The 22,160-nt window shown below is 45.1% G+C and carries 14 protein-coding genes; 5 read left to right on the forward strand and 9 right to left on the reverse strand.

Going from position 1 to position 22,160, the window contains the following annotated elements:
- Positions 1–44: 44 nt before the first annotated feature.
- The 6 genes from ACTQ16_RS01225 to ACTQ16_RS01250 all read right to left on the reverse strand — a co-directional run bounded on the left by ACTQ16_RS01225 (position 45) and on the right by ACTQ16_RS01250 (position 10,630).
- The gene (locus tag ACTQ16_RS01225; protein ID WP_441935864.1) at positions 45–2,387 is read right to left on the reverse strand and encodes a glycoside hydrolase family 3 C-terminal domain-containing protein; all 2,343 of its coding nucleotides are present in this window, start codon (positions 2,385–2,387) and stop codon (positions 45–47) included.
- 61 nt (positions 2,388–2,448) lie between these two features.
- Positions 2,449–3,675: an esterase gene (locus tag ACTQ16_RS01230; protein ID WP_441935724.1), complete on the reverse strand. Its 1,227-nt coding sequence runs from the start codon at positions 3,673–3,675 to the stop codon at positions 2,449–2,451.
- A gap of 77 nt (positions 3,676–3,752) precedes the next feature.
- Positions 3,753–4,955 carry an esterase gene (locus tag ACTQ16_RS01235; RefSeq protein ID WP_294971056.1) on the reverse strand — a complete coding sequence of 401 codons (1,203 nt, stop codon included), beginning with the start codon at positions 4,953–4,955 and terminating at the stop codon, positions 3,753–3,755.
- A gap of 28 nt (positions 4,956–4,983) precedes the next feature.
- Positions 4,984–5,901 carry a hypothetical protein gene (locus tag ACTQ16_RS01240; RefSeq protein WP_294971059.1) on the reverse strand — a complete coding sequence of 306 codons (918 nt, stop codon included), beginning with the start codon at positions 5,899–5,901 and terminating at the stop codon, positions 4,984–4,986.
- Between the two features lie 34 nt (positions 5,902–5,935).
- Positions 5,936–7,498, reverse strand: a complete 1,563-nt coding sequence (locus tag ACTQ16_RS01245) for a RagB/SusD family nutrient uptake outer membrane protein (protein ID WP_294971062.1) — start codon at positions 7,496–7,498, stop codon at positions 5,936–5,938.
- A gap of 57 nt (positions 7,499–7,555) precedes the next feature.
- Positions 7,556–10,630 carry a SusC/RagA family TonB-linked outer membrane protein gene (locus ACTQ16_RS01250; RefSeq protein WP_441935726.1) on the reverse strand — a complete coding sequence of 1,025 codons (3,075 nt, stop codon included), beginning with the start codon at positions 10,628–10,630 and terminating at the stop codon, positions 7,556–7,558.
- A gap of 253 nt (positions 10,631–10,883) precedes the next feature.
- Between ACTQ16_RS01250 and ACTQ16_RS01255 the strand changes: the two genes are divergently transcribed.
- The 3 genes from ACTQ16_RS01255 (at position 10,884) to ACTQ16_RS01265 (ending at position 16,211) form a co-directional block, all read left to right on the forward strand.
- Complete coding sequence (locus ACTQ16_RS01255; RefSeq protein WP_441935728.1) at positions 10,884–14,915, forward strand: two-component regulator propeller domain-containing protein; 4,032 nt, start codon at positions 10,884–10,886, stop codon at positions 14,913–14,915.
- Between the two features lie 87 nt (positions 14,916–15,002).
- The gene (locus tag ACTQ16_RS01260) at positions 15,003–15,377 is read left to right on the forward strand and encodes a RidA family protein (protein ID WP_006848032.1); all 375 of its coding nucleotides are present in this window, start codon (positions 15,003–15,005) and stop codon (positions 15,375–15,377) included.
- A gap of 45 nt (positions 15,378–15,422) precedes the next feature.
- Positions 15,423–16,211, forward strand: coding sequence for an ABC transporter ATP-binding protein (locus ACTQ16_RS01265; protein WP_441935730.1), 789 nt, complete (start codon positions 15,423–15,425; stop codon positions 16,209–16,211).
- Positions 16,212–16,656: 445 nt separating this feature from the next.
- On the opposite strand, the gene ACTQ16_RS01270 is transcribed toward ACTQ16_RS01265, so the two are convergent.
- Both ACTQ16_RS01270 and ACTQ16_RS01275 read right to left on the reverse strand, forming a co-directional pair.
- The gene (locus ACTQ16_RS01270; protein ID WP_441935732.1) at positions 16,657–18,492 is read right to left on the reverse strand and encodes a VapE domain-containing protein; all 1,836 of its coding nucleotides are present in this window, start codon (positions 18,490–18,492) and stop codon (positions 16,657–16,659) included.
- A gap of 152 nt (positions 18,493–18,644) precedes the next feature.
- A complete protein-coding gene (locus tag ACTQ16_RS01275) occupies positions 18,645–19,097 on the reverse strand; it encodes a DUF6078 family protein (protein WP_118151447.1) in 453 nt (150 codons plus the stop codon).
- 1,010 nt (positions 19,098–20,107) lie between these two features.
- On the opposite strand from ACTQ16_RS01275, the gene ACTQ16_RS01280 reads away from it, so the two are divergent.
- Together ACTQ16_RS01280 and ACTQ16_RS01285 are read left to right on the forward strand one after the other, a co-directional pair.
- Positions 20,108–20,644 carry an Ig-like domain-containing protein gene (locus ACTQ16_RS01280; protein ID WP_441935734.1) on the forward strand — a complete coding sequence of 179 codons (537 nt, stop codon included), beginning with the start codon at positions 20,108–20,110 and terminating at the stop codon, positions 20,642–20,644.
- Positions 20,645–20,687: 43 nt separating this feature from the next.
- Positions 20,688–21,227 carry a hypothetical protein gene (locus tag ACTQ16_RS01285; protein ID WP_294971600.1) on the forward strand — a complete coding sequence of 180 codons (540 nt, stop codon included), beginning with the start codon at positions 20,688–20,690 and terminating at the stop codon, positions 21,225–21,227.
- A 68-nt stretch (positions 21,228–21,295) separates the two neighbouring features.
- Here ACTQ16_RS01285 and ACTQ16_RS01290 read toward each other — a convergent pair whose 3' ends face one another.
- The gene (locus ACTQ16_RS01290) at positions 21,296–22,159 is read right to left on the reverse strand and encodes a DUF4249 family protein (RefSeq protein WP_441935736.1); all 864 of its coding nucleotides are present in this window, start codon (positions 22,157–22,159) and stop codon (positions 21,296–21,298) included.
- Position 22,160 lies beyond the last annotated feature (1 nt).

Below are 22,160 nucleotides of genomic sequence, written 5' to 3' on the forward strand. Positions count from 1 at the left end.
TTACCATCAAGCTCTTTTATTATTGAGCTTTATCTTTGATAGAACTACTTTACTTCCTTGAGCAAGCAAGGGCGAACCTTCTCGGTTACCCCAGCTTCCTCAGTAATCACGGTGGTGAGAGGCTTGAGATCAGCAGCATTCTTTGCCACCATCACCTTATAATCACCAGCCTCAACCTGCCACTGACTATCAATCTCATTGAAAGAAGCCAAATTCTTGTATGGGATATCGATAGAAACTGTCTCCGACTCACCAGGCTGCAAATTCTTAGTCTTGGCGAAACCACGAAGTTCCCTTGCAGGTTTATCCATATCCTTGCCAGGAGCTGCCACATATACCTGAACCACTTCCTTACCAGCTACCTTACCAGCATTCTTCACAGTCACCAGGACCTTGATATTGCCCTGTGCATCCTTCGTTACCACAGGTTTGCCATACTTAAAGGTAGTATAGCTCATACCATAACCAAAAGGAAAAGATACAGGCACATTCTTAGTCTGGTAATAACGATAACCTACATAAACACCATCATTATACTCGGTGTAATCCACATTCTTCACGTCACCCTTGCTACCGATGCCCTTGCCCATAAACATACCAAGTACATCGTCAACCTTGACAGTCTCAGGGTTAGGGAAATCAGACTTAGAAGGAACATCGTTATAACTTACAGGCCATGTCATAGGAAGACGACCAGAAGGATTCTCCTTACCCGCCAAGATGTCAGCAACACAGTTACCACCCTCCTGACCAGGCAACCAAGACAACAATACAGCATCAGGACCACCAATCCAACTCTTGGTCTCAACAACGCCACATACATTCAAGATGACAACCACCTTCTTACCTGCCTTATGGAAAGCGTTGCAAACGCCAGAAATCATATCCTTCTCCTCCTTGGTGAGATTGAAGCTATCAGAAATCTTTCGATCCAAGAACTCACCAGACGACTTACCAATAGTGATGATTGCCATATCGTTGTTTTTGACGGCAGCAGACATATTCAATTCAGCAAGGCTCATCTCAGGGATGAAGTGACCAGGCAAGAAAGCCTCCAAAGGATTCTTTGGCTTTGGCAAGTTCGCCTTTGCCTTTGGAGCATACTCTATGTATGACTTATGGATATCGCCATCCACCTGATAGCCAGCATTCTTCAAACCATCCAACAAACTTACCACATAAGCATGGTTAACATTGCCAGAACCAGTACCACCAGCTATGAAATCATAAGAAGTATTGCCGAAGAGAGCGATGTTCTTAATCTTCTGATCGAGTGGCAATACATTCTTGTTATTCTTCAATAACACCATTCCCTCGGTAGCGGCATTGCGAGCCACCAAAGCATGTCCCTTCAAATCAGGGTTATTGTCGGCAACATACTGCTTGAAACGAGGAGTCTGCATGATATACTCCAAGATATGGCGTACATTGCGGTCGAGGATTTCCATAGACAGGCGACCATTGAGCACAGCCTTGCGAATCTCCTTCACCTGGTCTGCCTTACCAGGCATCAACAGGTCGTTACCCGCTTCCATCTGGGCAGCTGCGCTAATACCACCAAACCAGTCGGTCATCACCATACCCTTGAATCCCCACTCATGGCGAAGAATCTCTGTTATCAAGTCACAACGCTCACTAGACATCGTACCATTGATGAGATTGTAAGAAGTCATCACTGTCCAAGGCTGAGCCTCCTTGATAACGATTTCGAAAGGTTTCAAGTAAATCTCACGGAAAGTACGTGGATTACCGATAACATTGTTACGAGTACGATTGGTCTCCTGGTTGTTCAGTGCGAAGTGCTTCAACGAAGTACCGACATCGTTGCTCTCGATACCATTCACCATAGCAGCACAAATGGTACCAGCCAACAATGGATCTTCTGAATAATACTCAAAGTTACGACCACAAAGAGGATTACGCATAATATTGGTAGCAGGTGCCAACAAGACATCTACGCCATAATGCTTCACCTCGTCTCCCATAGAGGTACCTACGGAATACACCAAGTCTTTGTTCCAGGTAGAGCTCATCACAGTAGCCACAGGGAAGTGGGTACAGTAGAATGTCTTGTCGGTATTCTTGCGCTTAGGGTCGATGCGAAGACCAGCAGGACCATCGGCTACAACCGTAGCAGGAATGCCCAGACGCTCAATACCATTCACCTGACCTGCGGCACCCTGTACCAACTGACCTTGGTTACCAATGGTAGCCTCCATCTGGCTCTCATACTTACCCGTAGAACCTACCACCAACTGAATCTTCTCATCGAGAGTCATCGCATTGATGACATCCTGAATAGGAGACACACCCAACTTCGGATTCTGTGCTTGCACTACGAAAGTCGCAGAAAAAAGCACACATGAAGAAACTAAAATTTGTTTTATCATTGTCTATACCTTATTTTTTAAATGTTTTGTAAAACTATTACTTAAAAAAATTATTTTATCATTTGAAAATCTTCTGTGAGAACTCTGTAAGATACACACGCCAATTACGCCAGATGTGTCCACCCTCCGTCTCCAAATAGGTATATTTATACCCCTTCTCATCGAAGTAGCGACGCAAGTCTGCACTGCTCTTGTAGAGGAAATCGGTCTTGCCCATACCAATCCAATATAACTTTGGCTTGTTCTTAAACAGAGTAGCCAACTGTGTCTTAGCCTCCTCATTCCCCTGCAACTGCTTGTAGAAGTCATTACGGAAATCGCCAGTAGTACCCACATGCAAACCTGCAGAGAAGAGTCCGATGTAATCAAACTTGGTAGGGAAACGACGAGAGATATCGAAAGAATGACCACCGCCCATAGAGAGTCCACAGATGGCACGATGAGCCTTGTCCTTAGCAACTTTATAGTGGCTCTCCACATAATTCATCACATCAGGGAAACTCTCATCCATGGTGGCAGCTGGCTTGGCACCTTGATAGCCATAGAAAGAAGGAATGTATTGACCTGCCGACCACTCACCTGGAGCAGCCTGGCAATTAGGATTGCCATTGGTCATCACCACAACCATAGGCTTAGCCTTACCTGTGGCAATCAAATTATCAAGAATATGCTGTGCACGTCCTAAAGTAGTCCAGGCATCCTCATCACCACCAGCGCCATGGAGCAGATAGAGTACAGGATAATCCTTACCCTTGTCATAACCTGCTGGAGTATAGACCGTCATGCGGCGCTGCATCTTGAGTGTAGGACTATCATACCATACCTTAGACACATTTCCGTGAGGCACTTCGTTAACGGTATAGAGGTCACCACAATCACCTTTCTTGTCTGAAAGAATGAATATATTAGTTTCTGAGGTAATATCACGAGTGATATACACACTTCCCGGGTCAACGATCTTCACTCCATCCAAAAGGAGATTGTAAGAATACAACTCAGGGGAAAGCGTTTGACTGGTAAAAGTCCAAACACCCTTTTCATCTTTTGTCATATCAGCTACTCCCGGAGCATCATACTTTCCCATTGGTGTATCAATGGTTTTCGGTGCCAGGAAATCACCAGTAACCTGCACCTTCTGGGCATTAGGAGCCTTCAAGCGGAAAGTTACGGTATGGTTGGCGTTCACCTCTGGTGAGATAACAGGAACATTGTCAAACAATGCCTGTTGGGCAAAACTGCCAAGACTCATCAGCAAGGCAGTTGCCAAGAATGTAATTTTCTTCATTGTTATCAATTTTTAATAATTGTTAGTCTCATTCCATAGAAGGTCTCCTAAGATTTAGAAGACCTTCCTGGTAATTATTAGAATATTTTTTGTACAAATTCAGCGAGATAGATTCTCCAATTTCGCCAAATATGTCCCCCATCTGTTTCCATATAGGTATATTTGTATCCCTTGCTATCCAGTTTCTTTCGCAAAGCGACGTTGTCCTTGTAGAGGAAATCGGAATTACCTATGCCTATCCAGTAGAGCTTTGGCTTGGCTGCAAAGAGGTTAGCCAACTTATCATCCACATTGTCGTAGATATACTCATTGGCGCCACCGCTCCTCTGCTCCTTGCCGATGGCTGCGGAGAACAAACCTACATAACCAAAGGTCTTAGGATTGTTGATAGAAATATAGAACGAGTGGAAACCACCCATCGAAAGACCTGCTATGGCACGACCTTGAGTATTGGCGATGGTACGATAGCGACTATCCACGAACTTCACTACCTCAGGGAAAGATGCCTCGAAAGAGCCCTCCATGGTCTTAGGCAATCCCAATGCAGGGACTATCAGATTATCCGATGTCTGTCCAGGAGCTGCCTCCTGAGAGATATTACCATTGGTCATGACGACGATCATTGGCTTCGCCTTGCCTTGTGCAATGAGGTTATCGAGAATTTGCGAAGCACGTCCCAAATCCATCCACGCTTCCTCGTCGCCACCGATGCCATGCAAGAGATAAAGCACAGGATATTTCTGCTTGCTGGTCTCGTAACCTGCAGGAGTATATACTGTCATACGGCGAGTAAGGCCAGCTTTGGCATCATCATACCAGACCTTTGATACGGTTCCATGCGCAACCTTGTTGACCTTGTAGAGATCTGCCTTCCCTCCGCCTACCAAGAAATAGTTGGAAACGTTGGCGATGTCACGCACGGTATAGACGTTGAGATGGTCGGTAACACTGGCGCCATCCACCATCATTGTATAGCTATAAAGCTCTGGTGCCAAAGGAGCAGTGGTAGTAAAAGACCACACCCCCTTCTCATCCTTCTTCAAATCGGCTACTCCAGGCATATCATACTTACCCATCGGGGTATCTATTTTCTTGGTTGGCAAGAAATCACCTGTTATCTGTACTTTTTGAGCCCCGGGTGCCATGCAGCGGAAAGTAACGGTCTTGTCTGCATGAATTTCAGGAGAGAGAGGCATCTGCCCTCCGAACAAGGCTTGCTGTCCGAAGGCAGAGCCACAAATAGCACACAATGTAATTGCTAATATCGAAAATCTTTTCATTGAATATAACGTTTTATTTTTTAATTTATTACTTGGCGATGGCAGCAAACTTAATCTTAAATGATCCTTTGCCAGCCGATCCATCCACACCGCTCTGGGTCTCAAGGTCAGCGCCCTCGAATGAGAATAAGTCCTGTCCCTCTGCATCCTTAGCGGTAGAGATGATGATCTTACCTGCCGTGATGTATTGTGCGACACCAGCCTCATCCACGAAGAAGCTACCACCCATGAAACCGTATTGAGGGAAAGCATAACCATTGCCCATCAACCAAGGCTCTGAAGCATTCCCTTGAATGGTATATTCACCAGCCAAGTCTGTATGACCGAGCTGATTGGCATTCACGGCTTCCAGATAAGCAGCAGGCTGACCTGCAGGATTGTTGATAGAGATGATATACTTGGTAGCATTAGGATTCACGATGACAGGAGCACCTGTTGACCAATCGACAATCTGAGTTGGAGCGATAGTAAGAGTATAGCCCGATGCTTCTGGGTCATCCTGTCCCACAACGAAAGCAAGCTCTCCTACATAATTCAACTTCACTCGCTGACCAGCGGCATTGGCAAACAAACCGTTCAGGTAATACTTGCCCCCGATAAGAGATACGTCGATGTCGCCACTCTTCATTGCCTCACCATTCACCTTGACCACACAGGTTTTGTTAGCCACGGTCTCAGCTACGGCATAAGAGGCAGCAGGAAGAATCCACTCGGTACTGCCAAAACTAATCTGAATGGCAGTTCCCTTTACATCTTTTATATCTACATTGAGCGCCTTCACGCCTTTCTTTAACTTAGTGGTAGGCTGCACGGTAGCCTCTTGCGATGTATAACTCTGCATATCTGCATATACCCCCTGCATACCATCAAGAGCATCGTTATCGCAGGCTGTGAAACACAGCCCTGCAATAAACAGACTTAATATTGAACCTATATATTTTTTCATATCAATATCTTTTAAATATCAGTTAATTAGAAGATTACCATCCCGTATTCTGCTGGATATTAGGATTCAATTCTCTTTCCTTCAAAGGAATAGGAAGCAACATGTGCTTGTCTTGGAATCCGAAAGTAGAATTGGAGAAATCCCAACTTACGCCCTTGGAAGAGTAGTTAGGGATTTCCTTGCCCTGTGAAGCCAAGGCATTCTTGGCATCACCCCAACGTACCAAGTCCTGGAATCGGGTACTTTCCAGACAGAGTTCCAAGCGCTTCTCCGTCTTGATGTCGTCCAAGGTAACGCTAGTCAATGGAGTTTCCTTGGCACGGATACGAATCTCATTGATATCTTTCAGCGCTACGTCTGTGTTGCCAGCCTCCAAGTTTGCCTCGGCAGCCAGGAGAAGAACTTCGGCATAACGCATAATCTTTCGGTCGGTATATTGAAATCCCTGGAAGTATGAGGCATCCATGATGTTGTCACTCTTCAATATGCGGTTCTTGAAGAAGAGGTAGCCTTCACATCCATAGATGTTCTGACCAGGATTCAACTTCACGCCGTATGCTGCCATCTGATCACTGTTGAGCAGGGTCTTCTGCAAACGGTATCCATTCTCGCCCTCTGCTTTTACAAAAGCCTCATAGAGAGACTTGCGAGGATTCAAGAAGCCGTAGGTTCCCTGAGCCACTTCTTCGGCAGCCTTGCCTTCGAGCGTCATATTGCCGGTACGCCATCCTTGCATCAGGAAGGTCATATCAAACTGACTCCAAGTCTGCTCCTGGTCGTTACGCCACTGCAATTCGAGCATAGACTCACAGTTGTTGTTGTTGACGGCATGAAACTGCATGTCATAGTCGCCACGGAAGAGGTCGTACTTCTTGGAATCCACCACCTCATTGAGTGCGGATGCTGCCTCCTGATACTTTTTCTGGAAGAGATAAGCTTTACCCAGATAAGCCTTTGCCACTTCCTGGGTAACACGCATACCCGTCTCCTGATCGTCCTTGTTCTTCTTGGAAGGCAAGGCATTCATGCCGATAGCCTCTTTCAAGTCTGCCTCCACAGCAGCCCAAAGTGCCTCTGGAGTACTGTTTGGCTGACGGTACTCACCTGTAGCCAAGAGATGATCTACCAATGGAGCTGTGCCCCAAAGGGTAACCAGCTCGAAGTTAGCCCAGGCACGGAAGAAATAAGCCTCGGCTATGGCACGCTTCTTGACTTCCGTATCATTAGCCACCTTCTCTATGACGAGGTTTGACTGATAGATGACACCATAGAGACCCGAGAACAGGCCCTCGATATTACTGTTGCTAGAATCGAAGGTATATTCATTCAACTGCTCGTGTGAGTTGTTGTCGCCTCGATTACCACCGCCACACCAAGCATCATCCGAAAGCAGATTCTTGGTAAAGAACCAAGTAAAATACAATCCCTTCACACGGCTATACATGGCAGCCACCGCCTGCTCGGTCTGCTCATTGGTCTTGTAGAAATCATCCTGACCACCCATATTGCCATGCTTTGCTATATCGAGTCTGTCTTCACAACCGGCAAATAACACTGCCACAACGAGAAGCAGACTATATATGATATTCTTTTTCATAATTTCCTAATGTTATTATATATTATGTATAGTGTTAGTTATATGAACCTCCAGACCTTAGAACTCCAAGTTGAAGCCCATCACTACCTTCCTTGAGGTTGGATAACCGCCTTTGTCGATACCCATACCCACTACATCATTGGTAGAAACCTCAGGGTCGAATCCTGGGTACTTGGTGATGGTGAAGAAGTCATCGAGAGATACATAGAGACGCAAGTTACTGATTGCCACCTTCTTGAGAAGGGTCTTCGGCAAGCTGTAGCCCAACTGGATCTGCTTAATCTTGAAATAAGATCCATCATATACCATTGCACTGGATGTAGCATACTTGTCCATATTGTTGGCACCAGCACGTGGCTTGCTACCATTAGGATTGCTCTCCGTCCAACGGTCGTCATAGAAGAGTTCCTTCATCTTGTTGACCATAGGGTAGTCGGTACGGTTGATGCAGTTGAATATCTTGTTGCCTGATGCACCAGAACCAAATACTGCCAAGTCGAAGCCTTTGTAAGCTGCGGTCAAGGTGATACCATAGGTGAAGTCTGGAATGGCACTGCCCAAGTCCATCTTGTCATCATCGGTCAGATCACCACTATCGTTCAGGTCGGCAAAAGTTGGATCACCTGTCTTTGGGTCTATGCCTGTAAACTGATAGCCGCGGAAGTAATACACAGGATAACCCTTTTCGAAGTATGTGAGAGGCACATTCATAAAGGTAGTACCCTGCAAACGGGTCAAGGATGGGTCGAGATAAGTAACCTCATTCTTCAAGGTAGCGAGGTTGCCGCGTACGCTGTAGCTGAAATCACCGATGTTGTCTCTCCAACCGAGTTCAAACTCAAATCCCTTGTTGCTTACGTTACCAGCATTGATAGGAGATGTGGTGCCGCCGATAACCAGAGATGGAGTGGTGCCGCTTACGAGCAAGTCCTTGGTCTTCTTCACGAAATAGTCCATGCTGAAGTTCATTCTGCCAGCGAAGAGGAGCGCATCGATACCCAAGTCGGTCTGCTCAGATGTTTCCCACTTCAGCTTATCGTTACCCATACTAGATGGACTGACAGACGTTGTATAATTATTACCAGGAACTAACGGATAAAAGCTACCCTGCGCCATATCGGTGCTGTAGGCATAGCCACTCAAGGCAGCCAAGCTACCATTCTGGCCCCAGCTGGCACGCAACTTCAAGCTAGCCACAACATCTCTTAAAGGCTCGAAGAACTTTTCCTCAGAAATGGTCCAACCTCCAGACACAGCTGGGAAATATCCCCAACGATTGGTAGCCGGAAGCTTAGACAAGTCGGCAGCATCTGCACGGAGGGAAGCCTGCAGATAATAACGGTTTTTATAATCGTAGCTCAAACGACCAAAGTAAGAATACTTGGCTGAGCGGGTTTTCTCACCACCCACAGACTTGGTAGCAGAAGCGGATGCGAAATTCAGATAATAGAACAATGGATTGTTCTTCTTGACAGCATCTTCACCATTAGCCTGCAAACCACCCTGCACGAAATCGTAGGTAGATTCCTGGAAAGACATACCAACCATGGCATTCACGGTATGGTCGCCGAGTTTCTTCATATAGTTGGCAAAGTTTTCCCACTGATAATAGATAGAGGTAGAAGAAGATGCACTCTGATCTACATAATCACGGCTTTGCGTTGCATTTCCATAGAAAGGAAGTGAAGTGGAAGAACTGCGGGTACCCGACAAGCGATAACCGAAGCGAGAAGTAATCACAAGATCCTTGATAGGCTTGAAATCTGCATAGATGGAACCATTCACATTGAATCCACTGTTGCGGGATATGCTATTGTCACGCATCACGAATGGGTTGAACTGCTCACCTGCATAGAAAGCAGACACACCATAGTAGTTACCAGCCGCATTGGTCAGGAGATGCTTTCCGCTTGCCAAGGCATTAGCAATATGAGCAGGCAAGTTTCCACCCTCGTATGCAACAGGGGTCAATGGATCCATAGAAAGCACAGCTGCCATCATAGAACCATACTCAGAACCCTCTGACACAGAACGGGCGTTATATTTTTCAATCTGGTTAGTAGTGCCCACCTTCAACCATGACTTGATCTGATATTCAGCATTGATGGTAGCGGTGAGACGACGATAGAGGTCATTACAACCTTTTACCATACCATCATTATCAAGATAAGTAAGCGAAAGATAGTAGTTGCCATTTTGGTTACCACCCGTAAAGCCCAGGTTGTGCTTCTGCATCTTACCCTTGCCATAGATGGCATCTACCCAAGAGGTATTGGTTGTACCATCCCAATTTTTCAAGAGATAATCCTCTGTAAAGGTCTTACCTTCTTTCATATATTGGATATATTCTTCAGCATTGAGCAACTTAGGCTTTTTAGCAAGCGATTCGATGGCATATTGGAAATCATATGTTATCTTTCCATTACCCACAGAACCCTTCTTCGTAGTAATGAGAACCACGCCATTACCAGCCTCTGCACCATATATGGCAGCAGAAGCGGCATCCTTCAACACTTCCATAGATGCTATGTCATTAGGATCGATACCACTAATATCGCTTAGGCGTACACCATCTACTACGTAGAGAGGGTCGGAAGAACCATTGGAAGAGAAACCACGGATACGAACGGTTGGTGATGCACCCGGACGAGCCGAAGAAGAAACAATCTGCACACCTGCGGTCTTACCCTGAAGAGCAGACTTGGCATTGGTGATGGTTCGATTCTCCATATCCTCTTTCTTCACCTGAGAGATGGCACCTGTTACAGAACTCTTCTTCTGAACGCCATAGCCTACAACCACCACATCGTCGAGTACCTTGTTGTCTTCCTGCAATGTAATCTTGAGCTTGGAAGAGTTGGCTAATACCTCTTTATTCTTATAGCCAAGATAAGAGAAGACAAGGGTCTTACCTTTTTGCACCTGGATTGTAAAGTTACCATCCATATCAGTTACTGTACCACCCTTGTTGTCTCCCTGCACACGCACGGTAACACCAATCAAAGGGTCGGCATTTTGGTCAACTACGAGACCAGCGACTTTCATCAGTTCCTGCGCCAAGGCAGCAGAACCGGAAATCATCAATAAGAACACGAAGGTTAGGAATCTTCTGTAATCATTCATTTTTCTCATAGATTTTTCTCATTAAGATAATACTTTATTGATTAAGCTTATATTCTTGTAAATCTGTTAATTGTTTATGGTTGCAAAGGTAGTACTTTTTATCATACACCTTTTTCTAACTTGTTTTCTTGTGTTACATTTTTGTTCAAAATGGGGTTTTCTATATGTTCAAAAACTTGCTTATTTGTTTAAAAAGTCTTATAAACCTTGTATATATCAGGGTTTTATAGTACTTTTGCAGCTACAATCAAAACCATCTATTATGAAACGAACAAAGGTATTTTATGACGCACTCATTCTCTTGGCAACCCTTCTTCTTACTGCTTGCCAGGACCAGAAAGACATTCCCGAAGTCTCTTCACCCGAGAAGAACCTCGTCCTGTCTGAACATATCTCCAACCAAAAGGTGAAGAGCATCTGCGAAGACAAATACGGACAAATCTGGATAGGTACCTTCCGTGGTCTCAACAAGTATGATGGCAACCAGTATCACCAATACTACTGCGTGGACGATTCACTGGGATTGCCCGACAACAATATTACCGACATTTATCGTGACTCCCACAACCGACTCTGGGTAGCCACCGTCAATGGCGTATGCCTATACCAGGCCAATGGCAATTTCAAACGAGTTAGTATCAACAGCGCAAACAAGAACATCGAAAAAATCCTGGAAGACAAGGAGGGAAGAATCTTCTTCTTCACGATAACAGACCTGTATCAATATGACGAAAAAAACAACAAAGCCATCACCAGGCTCTCCAAGATGGTGGAGAAGAACTGCTATAACTTCTCTTGCCATATAGACCGGAAAGATGTGTTGTGGATTGTTACCTCTTACTCTGTCAAGGGATATCGCACCCGAGATCTCAAACTTATCGCCCCAAACCCGGTACAGAGTTATCCCATCGCCTCTTTTCTCCTCGATGGGCATCAGCTCTACATCTCTGGCTACAATGGAATGCAACTCTTTGATACGGACACCCGGAAATGGCAGCAGCTCCCTGCAGCCTTGCAAGGCTTGCAAATCCCCAACGATATGGTCAGCGGCATCCATCCGTATGGTGAAAAAGGCAATCTTCTGCTTAGCACCACCAAGCACGGATTACTCTATTTCAATGCCCAGGAGGAAACTATCCTGCCACAAAGCGACAAGAATTTCCCATTCGAAGTGCCAGATATGCAAGTCAACAAGATGTTAACCGATTCCAAGGGCAACCTTTGGCTCGGTTCTGAAGACGATGGCGTAAAAACCATCTACAGATACAAGGATATGTTTAATAGCATGCCTGCCCTTCAACGTGCCATCGGCAAACAGCCCGTACTCTCCGTAGCCACCGACAGGAATCATCACCTTTGGATTTCTACCAAGAAGAACGGACTCTATATGTATGACTTGCAAACCCAGCAACTCAAGGACATACCGATGGTTTCCTACAGCAACGGCAACAGGAAGAATGCCGCCACCAACATCTTTGTGGATAGCAGCAATCATCTATGGCTAGCCAATGGCGACCATGTGGCAAAATGCCAATACGATGGCAACCATCTCAACAAGGTAGCCTCCTACCCTTGCTTCATGCCTATGGACATCAGCCAGGATGCAAAGGGTAACATCTGGGTATCCACGGCATCCGTCAACATCTACTGCATTTCAGCACAAAGTGGAGAGATGACCAAAAAACAACTCTTCCCTACCACTTTCTGCTTCATTCCCAGCATCATGCGCTTACAGAATGGCAACATGCTCATATCTGCCTTCTACAAACCTATCCTGGAAATGAATGGAAACAACTTCGATGTCCAAGAGTTTAAGGTGAATCCGGATGACTGGAAGAAGTGCATCAAGCGAAGTGTGTATATCCCTACCAAGAACTATCAAGACCGCAAGGGCAACATCTGGTTGGGTACAGTCACCAACGGACTCTTGAAGTATGAAGCAAAGAGCCACAAGCTGACCACCATAGCAGGAATCTCCTGCTCCGACATTTCCAGCATCGAGGAAGATAGAGATGGAAACATTTGGGTTAGTACGATGTATGGACTCAACAAGATAGATGGAAAAACAGAAAAGGTAACCACCTACAACGAGGCTGACGGTGTGAAAGGCTTCCAATTCTACGATAGGGCATCGTGCAAGCTATCAGATGGAACTCTCATCTTCGGCGGTACCCAGGGACTTACCATCTTCAATCCACAAGACATAAACACGAACCAGCAGATAAGTCTGCTTTTCGAAACACTCAAGGTACATAATGAGATTATGCTTCCTGGCAAGAATGGATGTATCAAGGAGAGTATGGAAGAATCACCCCATATCCACCTCAGCTACAAACAAAACAGCTTCAGCATCGCCTTTTCTGCCATCGACTACAGCGACTACAAGCGCATCCATTACTTCTACCAAATGGCTGGATTCGACAATACATGGATTGATGCCGGCAATAACAACGAGGCGTACTACTCTAACCTGCCTGCCGGCAACTATACCTTCAAGGTAAAGATGGTAGGCAATGGATCCGACAATATCATCGCCGAAAAAAGCATACTGGTAAGCATCGCCCCTGAGCCTTGGAACTCTTGGTGGGCATGGTGCCTATACCTTATTATAATAGGGGGCGTCGGCTTCGTAATCTATCGGCAGAAGATGCGCATCAGCATCGAGAAGAACATGGTTCAAAAGGCTAAGGATGAGAAGGAGCAGGAACAGCGCATCAACAAGATGAACATGAGTTTCTTCGCCAACATATCGCATGAGTTCCGAACACCACTCACCATGATTTCTGGACCAGTGGAACAACTCTGCGAAAGTGAAAGCATCAACAAGCACGACAAGTTGCTGTTGAACATCATCAGCCGAAGCGTGGATAGAATGCTGAGACTCGTCAACCAGTTGCTCGACTTCAACAAGCTGGAGAACGACACACTCCGCTTGCACGTCAAGCAAACCGACATTATCTCCGAGATGAAGCGCATCATGGACCTCTTCATCGTGAATACCGAGGAGAAAGGAATCACCTTGAACTGTCACGGACTGGAAGGTTCCTACCTGATGCTTCTGGATTCCGACAAACTGGAAAAGATTATCAACAACCTGATGTCCAACGCCATGAAGTTTACCCCTCGTGGCGGTAAGATAGATGTATCTTTCGACACCGGTACCACTAACAAGGGAGAACAGATTATCACCATCACGGTGGCTGATACAGGCAAGGGAATCCCACAGAATGAGGTGGAGAATATCTTCAAGCGATATTATCAGTTGAACAACCAATCCACAGGCACCATCAACTGGGGTACTGGCATCGGACTCTACTATGCCCGCAGCCTAGCCGTCCTTCACCATGGCGATTTAAAGGCGGGCAACCGCAAGGACTGCCAGGGAGCCATCTTCACCGTTACCCTGCCTACCGAGGAGAGCCTCTATGCCGCCAACGAGAAAGCCCCTTTGGAGCAAGACCAGAAGATGGCTTTTCCACTGCACGACAGTCAGAAAGTGGCAGACAAGGTAAGTCAAGATAACAGTACAGACAACCGTCCGAAAATACTCATCGTAGATGACGACACCGAAGTGGTACATTATCTTCGTACCCTCCTGGCATCATCCTATCGCATCATCTATCGTTTCGATGCCGAGAGTGCCTTGAAGGCGACAAGGGAGGAAGAACCTAGCCTCATCCTCAGCGATGTGGTGATGCCGGGAATGAGCGGCTATGATCTCTGCAAGGAAATCAAGCAAGACATCCAACTCTGCCATATCCCAGTCATCCTGGTAACGGCAAAGACCACCACCGAAAACCAAGTGGAGGGTCTGAACAGTGGAGCAGATGCCTACGTTACCAAACCATTCACCCCCAAGGTTCTCCTGGCAATGATCAACTCGCAACTCACCAACCGTGAGAAGACCAAGACCATCCTAACCAACGCCACGGAGACCGACAAGAACGTGGAAGAAGTACTGTCGCCACAAGACAAACTCTTCATGGACGAACTCTATCATATGATGGAGCAGGAACTAGCCAACTCGGAATTGGATGTCAACAAGGTAACGAAACTGATGCACATCTCCCGCACAAAGCTCTACTACAAGGTCAAGGGACTCACAGGAGAGAATCCAAGCGTCTTCTTCAAGACCTATAAGCTCAATCGTGCCGCCACCCTCATCGTGGAAGGCAAGTACAACATCTCGGAGATTGCCTATATGACGGGATTCAACACCCTGTCTCACTTCTCTACCAGCTTCAAGAAGCAATTTGGATGTACACCGAGCGAATATAGTAAGAAAACTTATTAAATTTCGATGCGAAATAGGTCAGTTTTGGGGAAAAATGCTTATCTTTGCATCCAGATTGATTTAATAAATAGAAAAAGGAAATTAATTATGAACGCAATTCACACAGACAATGCGCCTGCAGCTATCGGTCCATATAGCCAGGCTATCGAAGTAAACGGTTTCGTATTTGCATCAGGTCAGATTCCTATCGACCCAGCAACAGGCAATTTCGTAGAGGGTGGCATCAAGGAGCAGACCCGTCAGAGTCTTACCAATGCCCAGAACATCCTGAAGGCAGCCGGTACCGACCTTTCTCACGTAGTGAAGACTACTGTATATCTGAACAGCATGGACGATTTCGCAGCCATGAACGAGGTTTATGCCGAGTTCTTCAGCCAGCCATACCCAGCTCGTTCAGCCGTAGCCGTAGAGAAGTTGCCTAAGGGTGCATTGGTTGAGGTAGAAGTATTGGCTGCCAAGTAAATCTCCGCTTCGACAGTATAAACATTTCGAAGAAAGAAGATTTTGATGGGAACTACAATCACATTCAAGAATCTAACGATAGGCTATCGCTCGAAGCATCAGCTCAGAGCGGTAGCCTCATCTATTCATGCCTCACTCCAGGAAGACAAACTGACCTGTCTCATCGGAGCCAACGGAGTGGGCAAATCTACCTTGCTCCGCACCTTATCTGGATTCCAGCCACCCCTTGATGGAGAAATCCTGATTCAAGACAAACCTCTATCCGATTATTCAGCCCGCGAACTCGCCCAGGAAATAGGTGTAGTTCTCACTAACCGTATGGATACTCCCCAACTATCCGTTCAGGAAATCATCGGCATCGGCCGTTCTCCCTATACCGGCTTCTGGGGAACCTTATCCTCGGCAGATCAAAAGATAGTAGATGAAGCCATCCGGCAGACAGGCATCCAGCACTTAGCCTCCCGTTCTATCACAGAGTTAAGCGATGGCGAGCGCCAGAAGGTGATGATTGCCAAAGCGCTGGCTCAGCAAACCAGCCTCATCATCCTGGATGAGCCTACCGCCTTCCTCGACTTTCCGAGCAAGGTGGCAACCCTCCAAATGCTCCGTCGCCTTGCCCACGAGCAGCATAAGTCTATCTTATTGTCAACCCATGATGTGGAACTGGCCCTGCAGATTGCCGATCAGCTCTGGCTGATGGAAGAAAACCATCTCTCCATCGGCACCCCAAAAGAGCTTGCAGAAGACGGCTCGTTATCCAGATTCATCGACCGGGATGGCATCAGATTTGATGTAGAGAAGATGAGAGTAGAATTATCTTCTACATTTTCATAGTGCAATTTCCTACCGCTTATTCTCTGTATCAAACCGCATAATCCCATCTCCCCGCATCATAGCCTCTATTAAGTAAATACGCATTTTGATATTTCGGAGTTTTTGACTATATTTGCATCAGAAATCCAACAGATTTCCATGACAGGAAAGTCTGAAACTAGAAATCTATCATACTAAATAAGAAAATCAGCCATCCAGCAACATTCCGTTGCCAATTGGCTGATTTTTCATTTTTTATCCGTTCGCTATCGAAATTCATCTATCGGGATGCCATCTGGGAAAGATTGGAAGCGAATACATTTTGAGATAATTATCTATCACCCATCACGATTTACACACATTACAGACTCTAACATACTCATATACAGATATTTAAATAGCGTGATAGATACTCCGAAAAGCGGAAGTATCCATTACGCTATCCATCACGATTTAGCGTTATCCATCACGATTTTCTCACTACCAGATACCGCATGCCGTCGTTGAAACGCTTGCGGTGAATGGATGGCATCTGAGAAAGTTTGCGGCCAAAGGTGATGAGATTGCTCAACTTCAACGATGAACCGATGTGACTCTTCAGTTCCTGGAAAATCTCGGCTGCCGTAAGATACTCACCCTGCTTGACATCATCGGTCAAGTCGAAATAGAGATTGAAATACTGGTCTACCGGAGAAACCACCTCAAACTTCCTGTTGTTCGCCATGATCAGCCGGGTCTGTTCCGCATCAAAATAAGTCTTCTCGCCTGCCCGTAATGCAGAAAGCGCCTGCGCATAAAGCTGTTCATAATTCGGACGCTGGCTCACATCGATAGGACCCGTGAGCTCCACACCCAGAAAACGGCGATTACCGGAAGGATCGGAGAGGATATCCTCCATATTGCTCGTGGCGATAAAAGACGCCATTCTCGGAAATTCCTGTACATGACTGCCATACGGAGGTTTTATCTTGACACTCGGCAACTGGATGATGTTCTTCAGGAATCCCTGCTGCACCTGAGGAGAAATCTGGTTGAACTCATCCAGGTTGATAACCAGCGACTGGCACATTGCCTGAAGCACCTGCCGTTTCTCTGACAATACGAGATTATCATTATACCCCCATTGCAACTCCGGCGGAACCAGAGACCGGCAGAAAGTACTCTTGTTGTAGCCCTGCTTGGAGATGAGAAGTGGTGCCACAGAGTTGCCGTATTTGCGATGACTGTAAGCACGCCACTGGTCAACCATCGCCAGGAACCAGGTATAGAACCAATCCTCCCAATAAGGATTATCAGTAGGCACCGTGCGCGCCAAGGCACGGATATGATCCTTACCGTCCCACTTCCCCTCACACTTGAACAGGAAGTTATCTACAGGATTATAGGTAGAAAGAAGATCCGACTCCAGATAATTGCGCACATCCTTGATGCTCACACGGATGTTGGCGAGCTGTACCTCCAGCGTCATACGCTTCTGCACACGGGCATCCACTGGCTGATAGCCCCAATAATCCTTTTCCTTTGGCCTATATTCTGTGCATTTCATTACCGAATTATAACGGAAATCATATTTCTTACACAGAAATCCGATCATACTCATGATATTGTCACTCAACTCCTTACGGTCGTTATCCACACCTCCGGAAGAGTGGTCAGCCTCCTTCTCATCAACGCTCTCCACAGGTTTTTCTGCGCCATGAAAGACTTCATTCAACGTCAGGGGCAAGGCATCTTCACGATAATAAGGAAAAGAATCTCTTGTCATCAGAAAATCGGAAAAGATAGAAGGCTCGGGCATCTGCATCTTTGCCTTTACTAGCGTCTGATAAAGCGGAGCAAAGGTCAGGAAGGCCTGCTTGTAAATCCTGTCGGCAGCAACCTCCTCATCAGGTAACGTCCCCTTTGCCAGCGCATATTTCGCCAGAACATGCAGACTGATGCCATCGGCTCCCACAAAGGCTGCAAGAGTAGAAGGCAGACTGGCTACTTTCTGCTTGATGGCATCCACACCTCCATCCTCATTTATATCAACAAACGTAAGCAGCAGAACGCCGTTGTTTTTCTTCATCTTCAGGAGTCCATTCTCCGATTTCTGAAATTCTGCCGCAGGGTGAACATGCATCCAGGTTGGCATATCCTTATACCCATCATAACCATTCATGAGATAAGGTACATATTCACGGAAGTTCTCCACGGTATTCCTGGCGTCATCGTTTACGATGCGCCCCAGGAAACGTTCCAGACTCTTGGTACTTACCAGGAGCTGGTTCTTTTTATTTCTATGTGTTATGGTAAATTTCATTATCTGTCATTTTAAAAAGTTTATCGACACGAGACACTTTGTTTCATACCATGAAACAGTTTGTTTCAAGCCTAGAAACACTCTGTTTCACCCTGTGAAACAAACCGATACGTTGCATTCCCGCTTTCGATACATCGGCAGGGGATTGTGCTTTATTCGTAAACGAATCCGATTTCTTCTGCATAATGATCATAGGCAGGTTCCCCATAACCATATTCAGCAAAGACTTTCTTCACCTGCTCCTGCATTTCCGGCGTAAGATGTTTCTCCCCCCGATGTACACGATAATAGGTAGTACGGTTGCCCAGAACATCCATGACGCGGTACTTGATGGTCTGCATTTCGACATGTTTTACCTGGTCGTAGAGATGGGAAAATCCCCATGCTGCCTTGAACTGGTACACACGCATGAAATGGGAACAAGATGCATGGAGGTTAGCATCGGGATAAACAGCATTTCCGGCAGTAACATCATCGGGTTTGAACTTTGCCGAGATGAATCGGATGCATTCTGCTGCCCGAGGACAATCGGCATTGAAGCAGTACATCCAATGATAATCTACCAGACTTTTGATAAACGCAGGATCATTAAGATTTAATTCCATAAAAAATAAATTTTTAATTAAACATTAGGTTTCGCAGTGGTTATTGCCATTGTGGAATCTGTGTTGTCAACACTCCGCAAAGATACAAAATTTTAAAGCCAAATGCAAGCTTTGTCCCGAAAACTTTCATCTTTGTCCCGAATCACGTGCATAAAAAAAGCACTTTCAGCAAGAAGATAAGCTGAAAGACGTGATGGATAAAGGCAATAAGTGATGGATAGCGTGATGGATTTTGTAAACATTTCGGCTATCTATCACGCCATACAAGAGAGACAACCACCTCATTATCAAATGATTAAAAATTCAAAAAGAGAAAATGTGAGGGATGTGAGGGATAAAAAGAGAAAAAACTATTTCCGTTTTTGTTGTTCTCTTATTATCCTGAACGCCAAATCGGTAAACTTTTTAAATTCTGCCTAAACCTGTCCTCTTCCAAAAGCCCAGAAAATGAGGGCGGCAGAGGCTGGTGCAGCATGTGTTCCTACATACTGGCGCATTTTGGGTAATAAAACTGAAGCCACTTACTCTCCATTAACGACCGCTTGTAATCTAAAACTTGCCCATTACCCCCAAACGCCGAAAATCCCATTTGCAACTTGTAGAAAAAATGGCTAAATTTGCAAGGAAACATTAATACATTTATAGAAAAAACAAGGTTACTAATTATTTAATAGATAAATACAATGAGAAGATTAGTTTATTTATTAGTGCTATTTGTTATGTTTATAACATCAGCCAGGGCAGAGATTTTTTATTCTACACTTAAAATTGGTGAACAAACCACACTAAATGCCTATGCTTCACCTTCCTCCAATCATTATATCAGCAAGTATGAATGGTGGTTTCCTTCAGTTTGTGTAACAGCCGCAGGAGGAGGCTCCAGGTTCGATAGCTATTGTACAATATTGGCAACGGGAGCAACCAAGTACGTTGCAGGTGGACGGGTAGAGGTAAAATGCCATGTCTACCAAAGGGAATATGGGCATTCAATAGACACGCCGTTGACAACTGTGACATTCGTAATAACGGTGAATGAAAATGGAGGCGGAGAGATAGAAGGGGGAACGGATATCAAGCTGGTCAGCTCCTCGCCAAAAGATGGAGACACGGATGTCGATGTAAACGTGAAACCTGTGCTACAATTCAATCAGGCGGTATCATATGTGAGCAACAAGCCTATATCCCAATGGATCAGGCTAGAAACAGACTATGGTTCAAAAATATACGTTGACAGCCATTTCGCAACCAATATAAAAGCCGATGGAACATCAGAAACCCAGGTAACCATCACACCTCAGAAGACACTTCAGGCTGGCACTCACTACACGCTGATTATACCAGCTGGTAGCCTTAAACTCAGGAATGGATCTCAAAACAGCAACGAACATAGGATAGGATTCACAACGAAGGATGTAAACACATCGATTGCCAACCCTGTCTTGAAAGAAAGCAAGAAAGGTCAGGTATACGACATGAGTGGCCGGCGCCTGAATGCTCCTAAAAAGGGCATCAACATCATCAATGGTAAGAAATATATCTGTAAGTAATAACGAATTTAAAGCTGAGCTATCGGCATGACGGGCACAAATCATGAAAAAAATACATTTTTCTTTAATGGCGTTTCTCATCGCCTTGTTGACAATGTTTTCTTTTACCGCTTGTTCTTCGTCTAGCGAGAATGAAGATGAAATTGAAGAAACAAAATCCGGTATTGAGGGATATTGGATTTGTTTAGAAAGCGTTCGTCAAAATGTAAAAAATGCCTATAATTACAATCCAAACGACTATACCGAAATTTTATATTTTGGAGCTTATTGGTCTGATGGCGTTTTATGGGGAGGTGGTGAAAGTTGTATTTATTTATGGCATTTTATTAATGCCAATACTGTTCAGCGCATTTGTTTTCAGATATACCAAAACAAAAATGATAATGCCTTTTATAAAGAAACAAATACTCAATATCCATTTTATCTTGCAGAATTTTCTGATAGGTATATATATACCTATGTTATTGCTAATAATAAAATTGTTTTATCAAATGGAGATTTGATTACTCTTTTGAATGGAAAACTTTATTGGGATGGGCAAATGAATGGATATGAAAGAGTGAATGGTATAAAAATAAAATAAGTGCCTTGAACCTTTCCTAGAGGAAGGTGACAGGTCTCGACAGGAAACTAGACAAGCAAGGAGGGGGATTACTGAATTTTAATGTTTTCCCCCACCTTGATTTTCTCTTCATAGAAACTGGAACCATATCCCAGCCAATAACCCAAAGCACCCTGAACATTCGACTTCAAATTGGAGTTGACAGGCATCAGGGGAATTCTGGACAAGGCTGCCATATCTTCGAAACTGCGCCAAAAGGCATAACCTTCCTCACCTAATGAAGAAAACTTTACCCTTACTATTTCATTCTCCTTAAAAAAAGGAGTAAAATCTTTCTGTAGATTATCCCTACCCCGTTTTACCGAAATTCTTCCCTCTTCTCCTATCATTCCATCGTCAAAAAGGCCTAATTCAGCAGAATACATTTCGTTCTGATTTCCTACAGTCTGCGTAAAAAGTTTGCATTTTCCTCGATAAGACGTATAGGCATAAAGTTGGAAAAGACTATCTACATCAGTAGGTTCTACACGAAAGGAATCAATTTTTGCAGACACCGGAATACGGGTCTTTGCTTCTGCCACCTTGCCATCCGAAGCCTCTACCCTCAAGACATACTCCCTTCCTTCCACGCCACGCATATCAAAAGTGGTATAGATAAAAGGTGGAAAATATCTTTTATCATACCTCCCCGCCAAGACCTCTGTTCTTTCACCATCAGAAATGGTAATTTTCGCCCATCTGTCCATATAGCGAGAAAGGCTGTCTAATGACAGTTCATCCTTACCCAAAGGAATCGTTTTAGTCAGTTTTACGATAGGAAAACCACCAGCATCAATCCACCCTTCAACTACCAATTGCGATTCATCTGACGTAGAAACATCCTGGCTACATCCTCCAAATATAAAGGATAAAGCCAAGACGATTATGACAAGACTATTGTGACTGATTTTCATA

The sequence above is a fragment of the Prevotella sp. LCP21S3_D2 genome (genome assembly GCF_052118345.1).
Taxonomy (GTDB): Bacteria; Bacteroidota; Bacteroidia; order Bacteroidales; family Bacteroidaceae; genus Prevotella.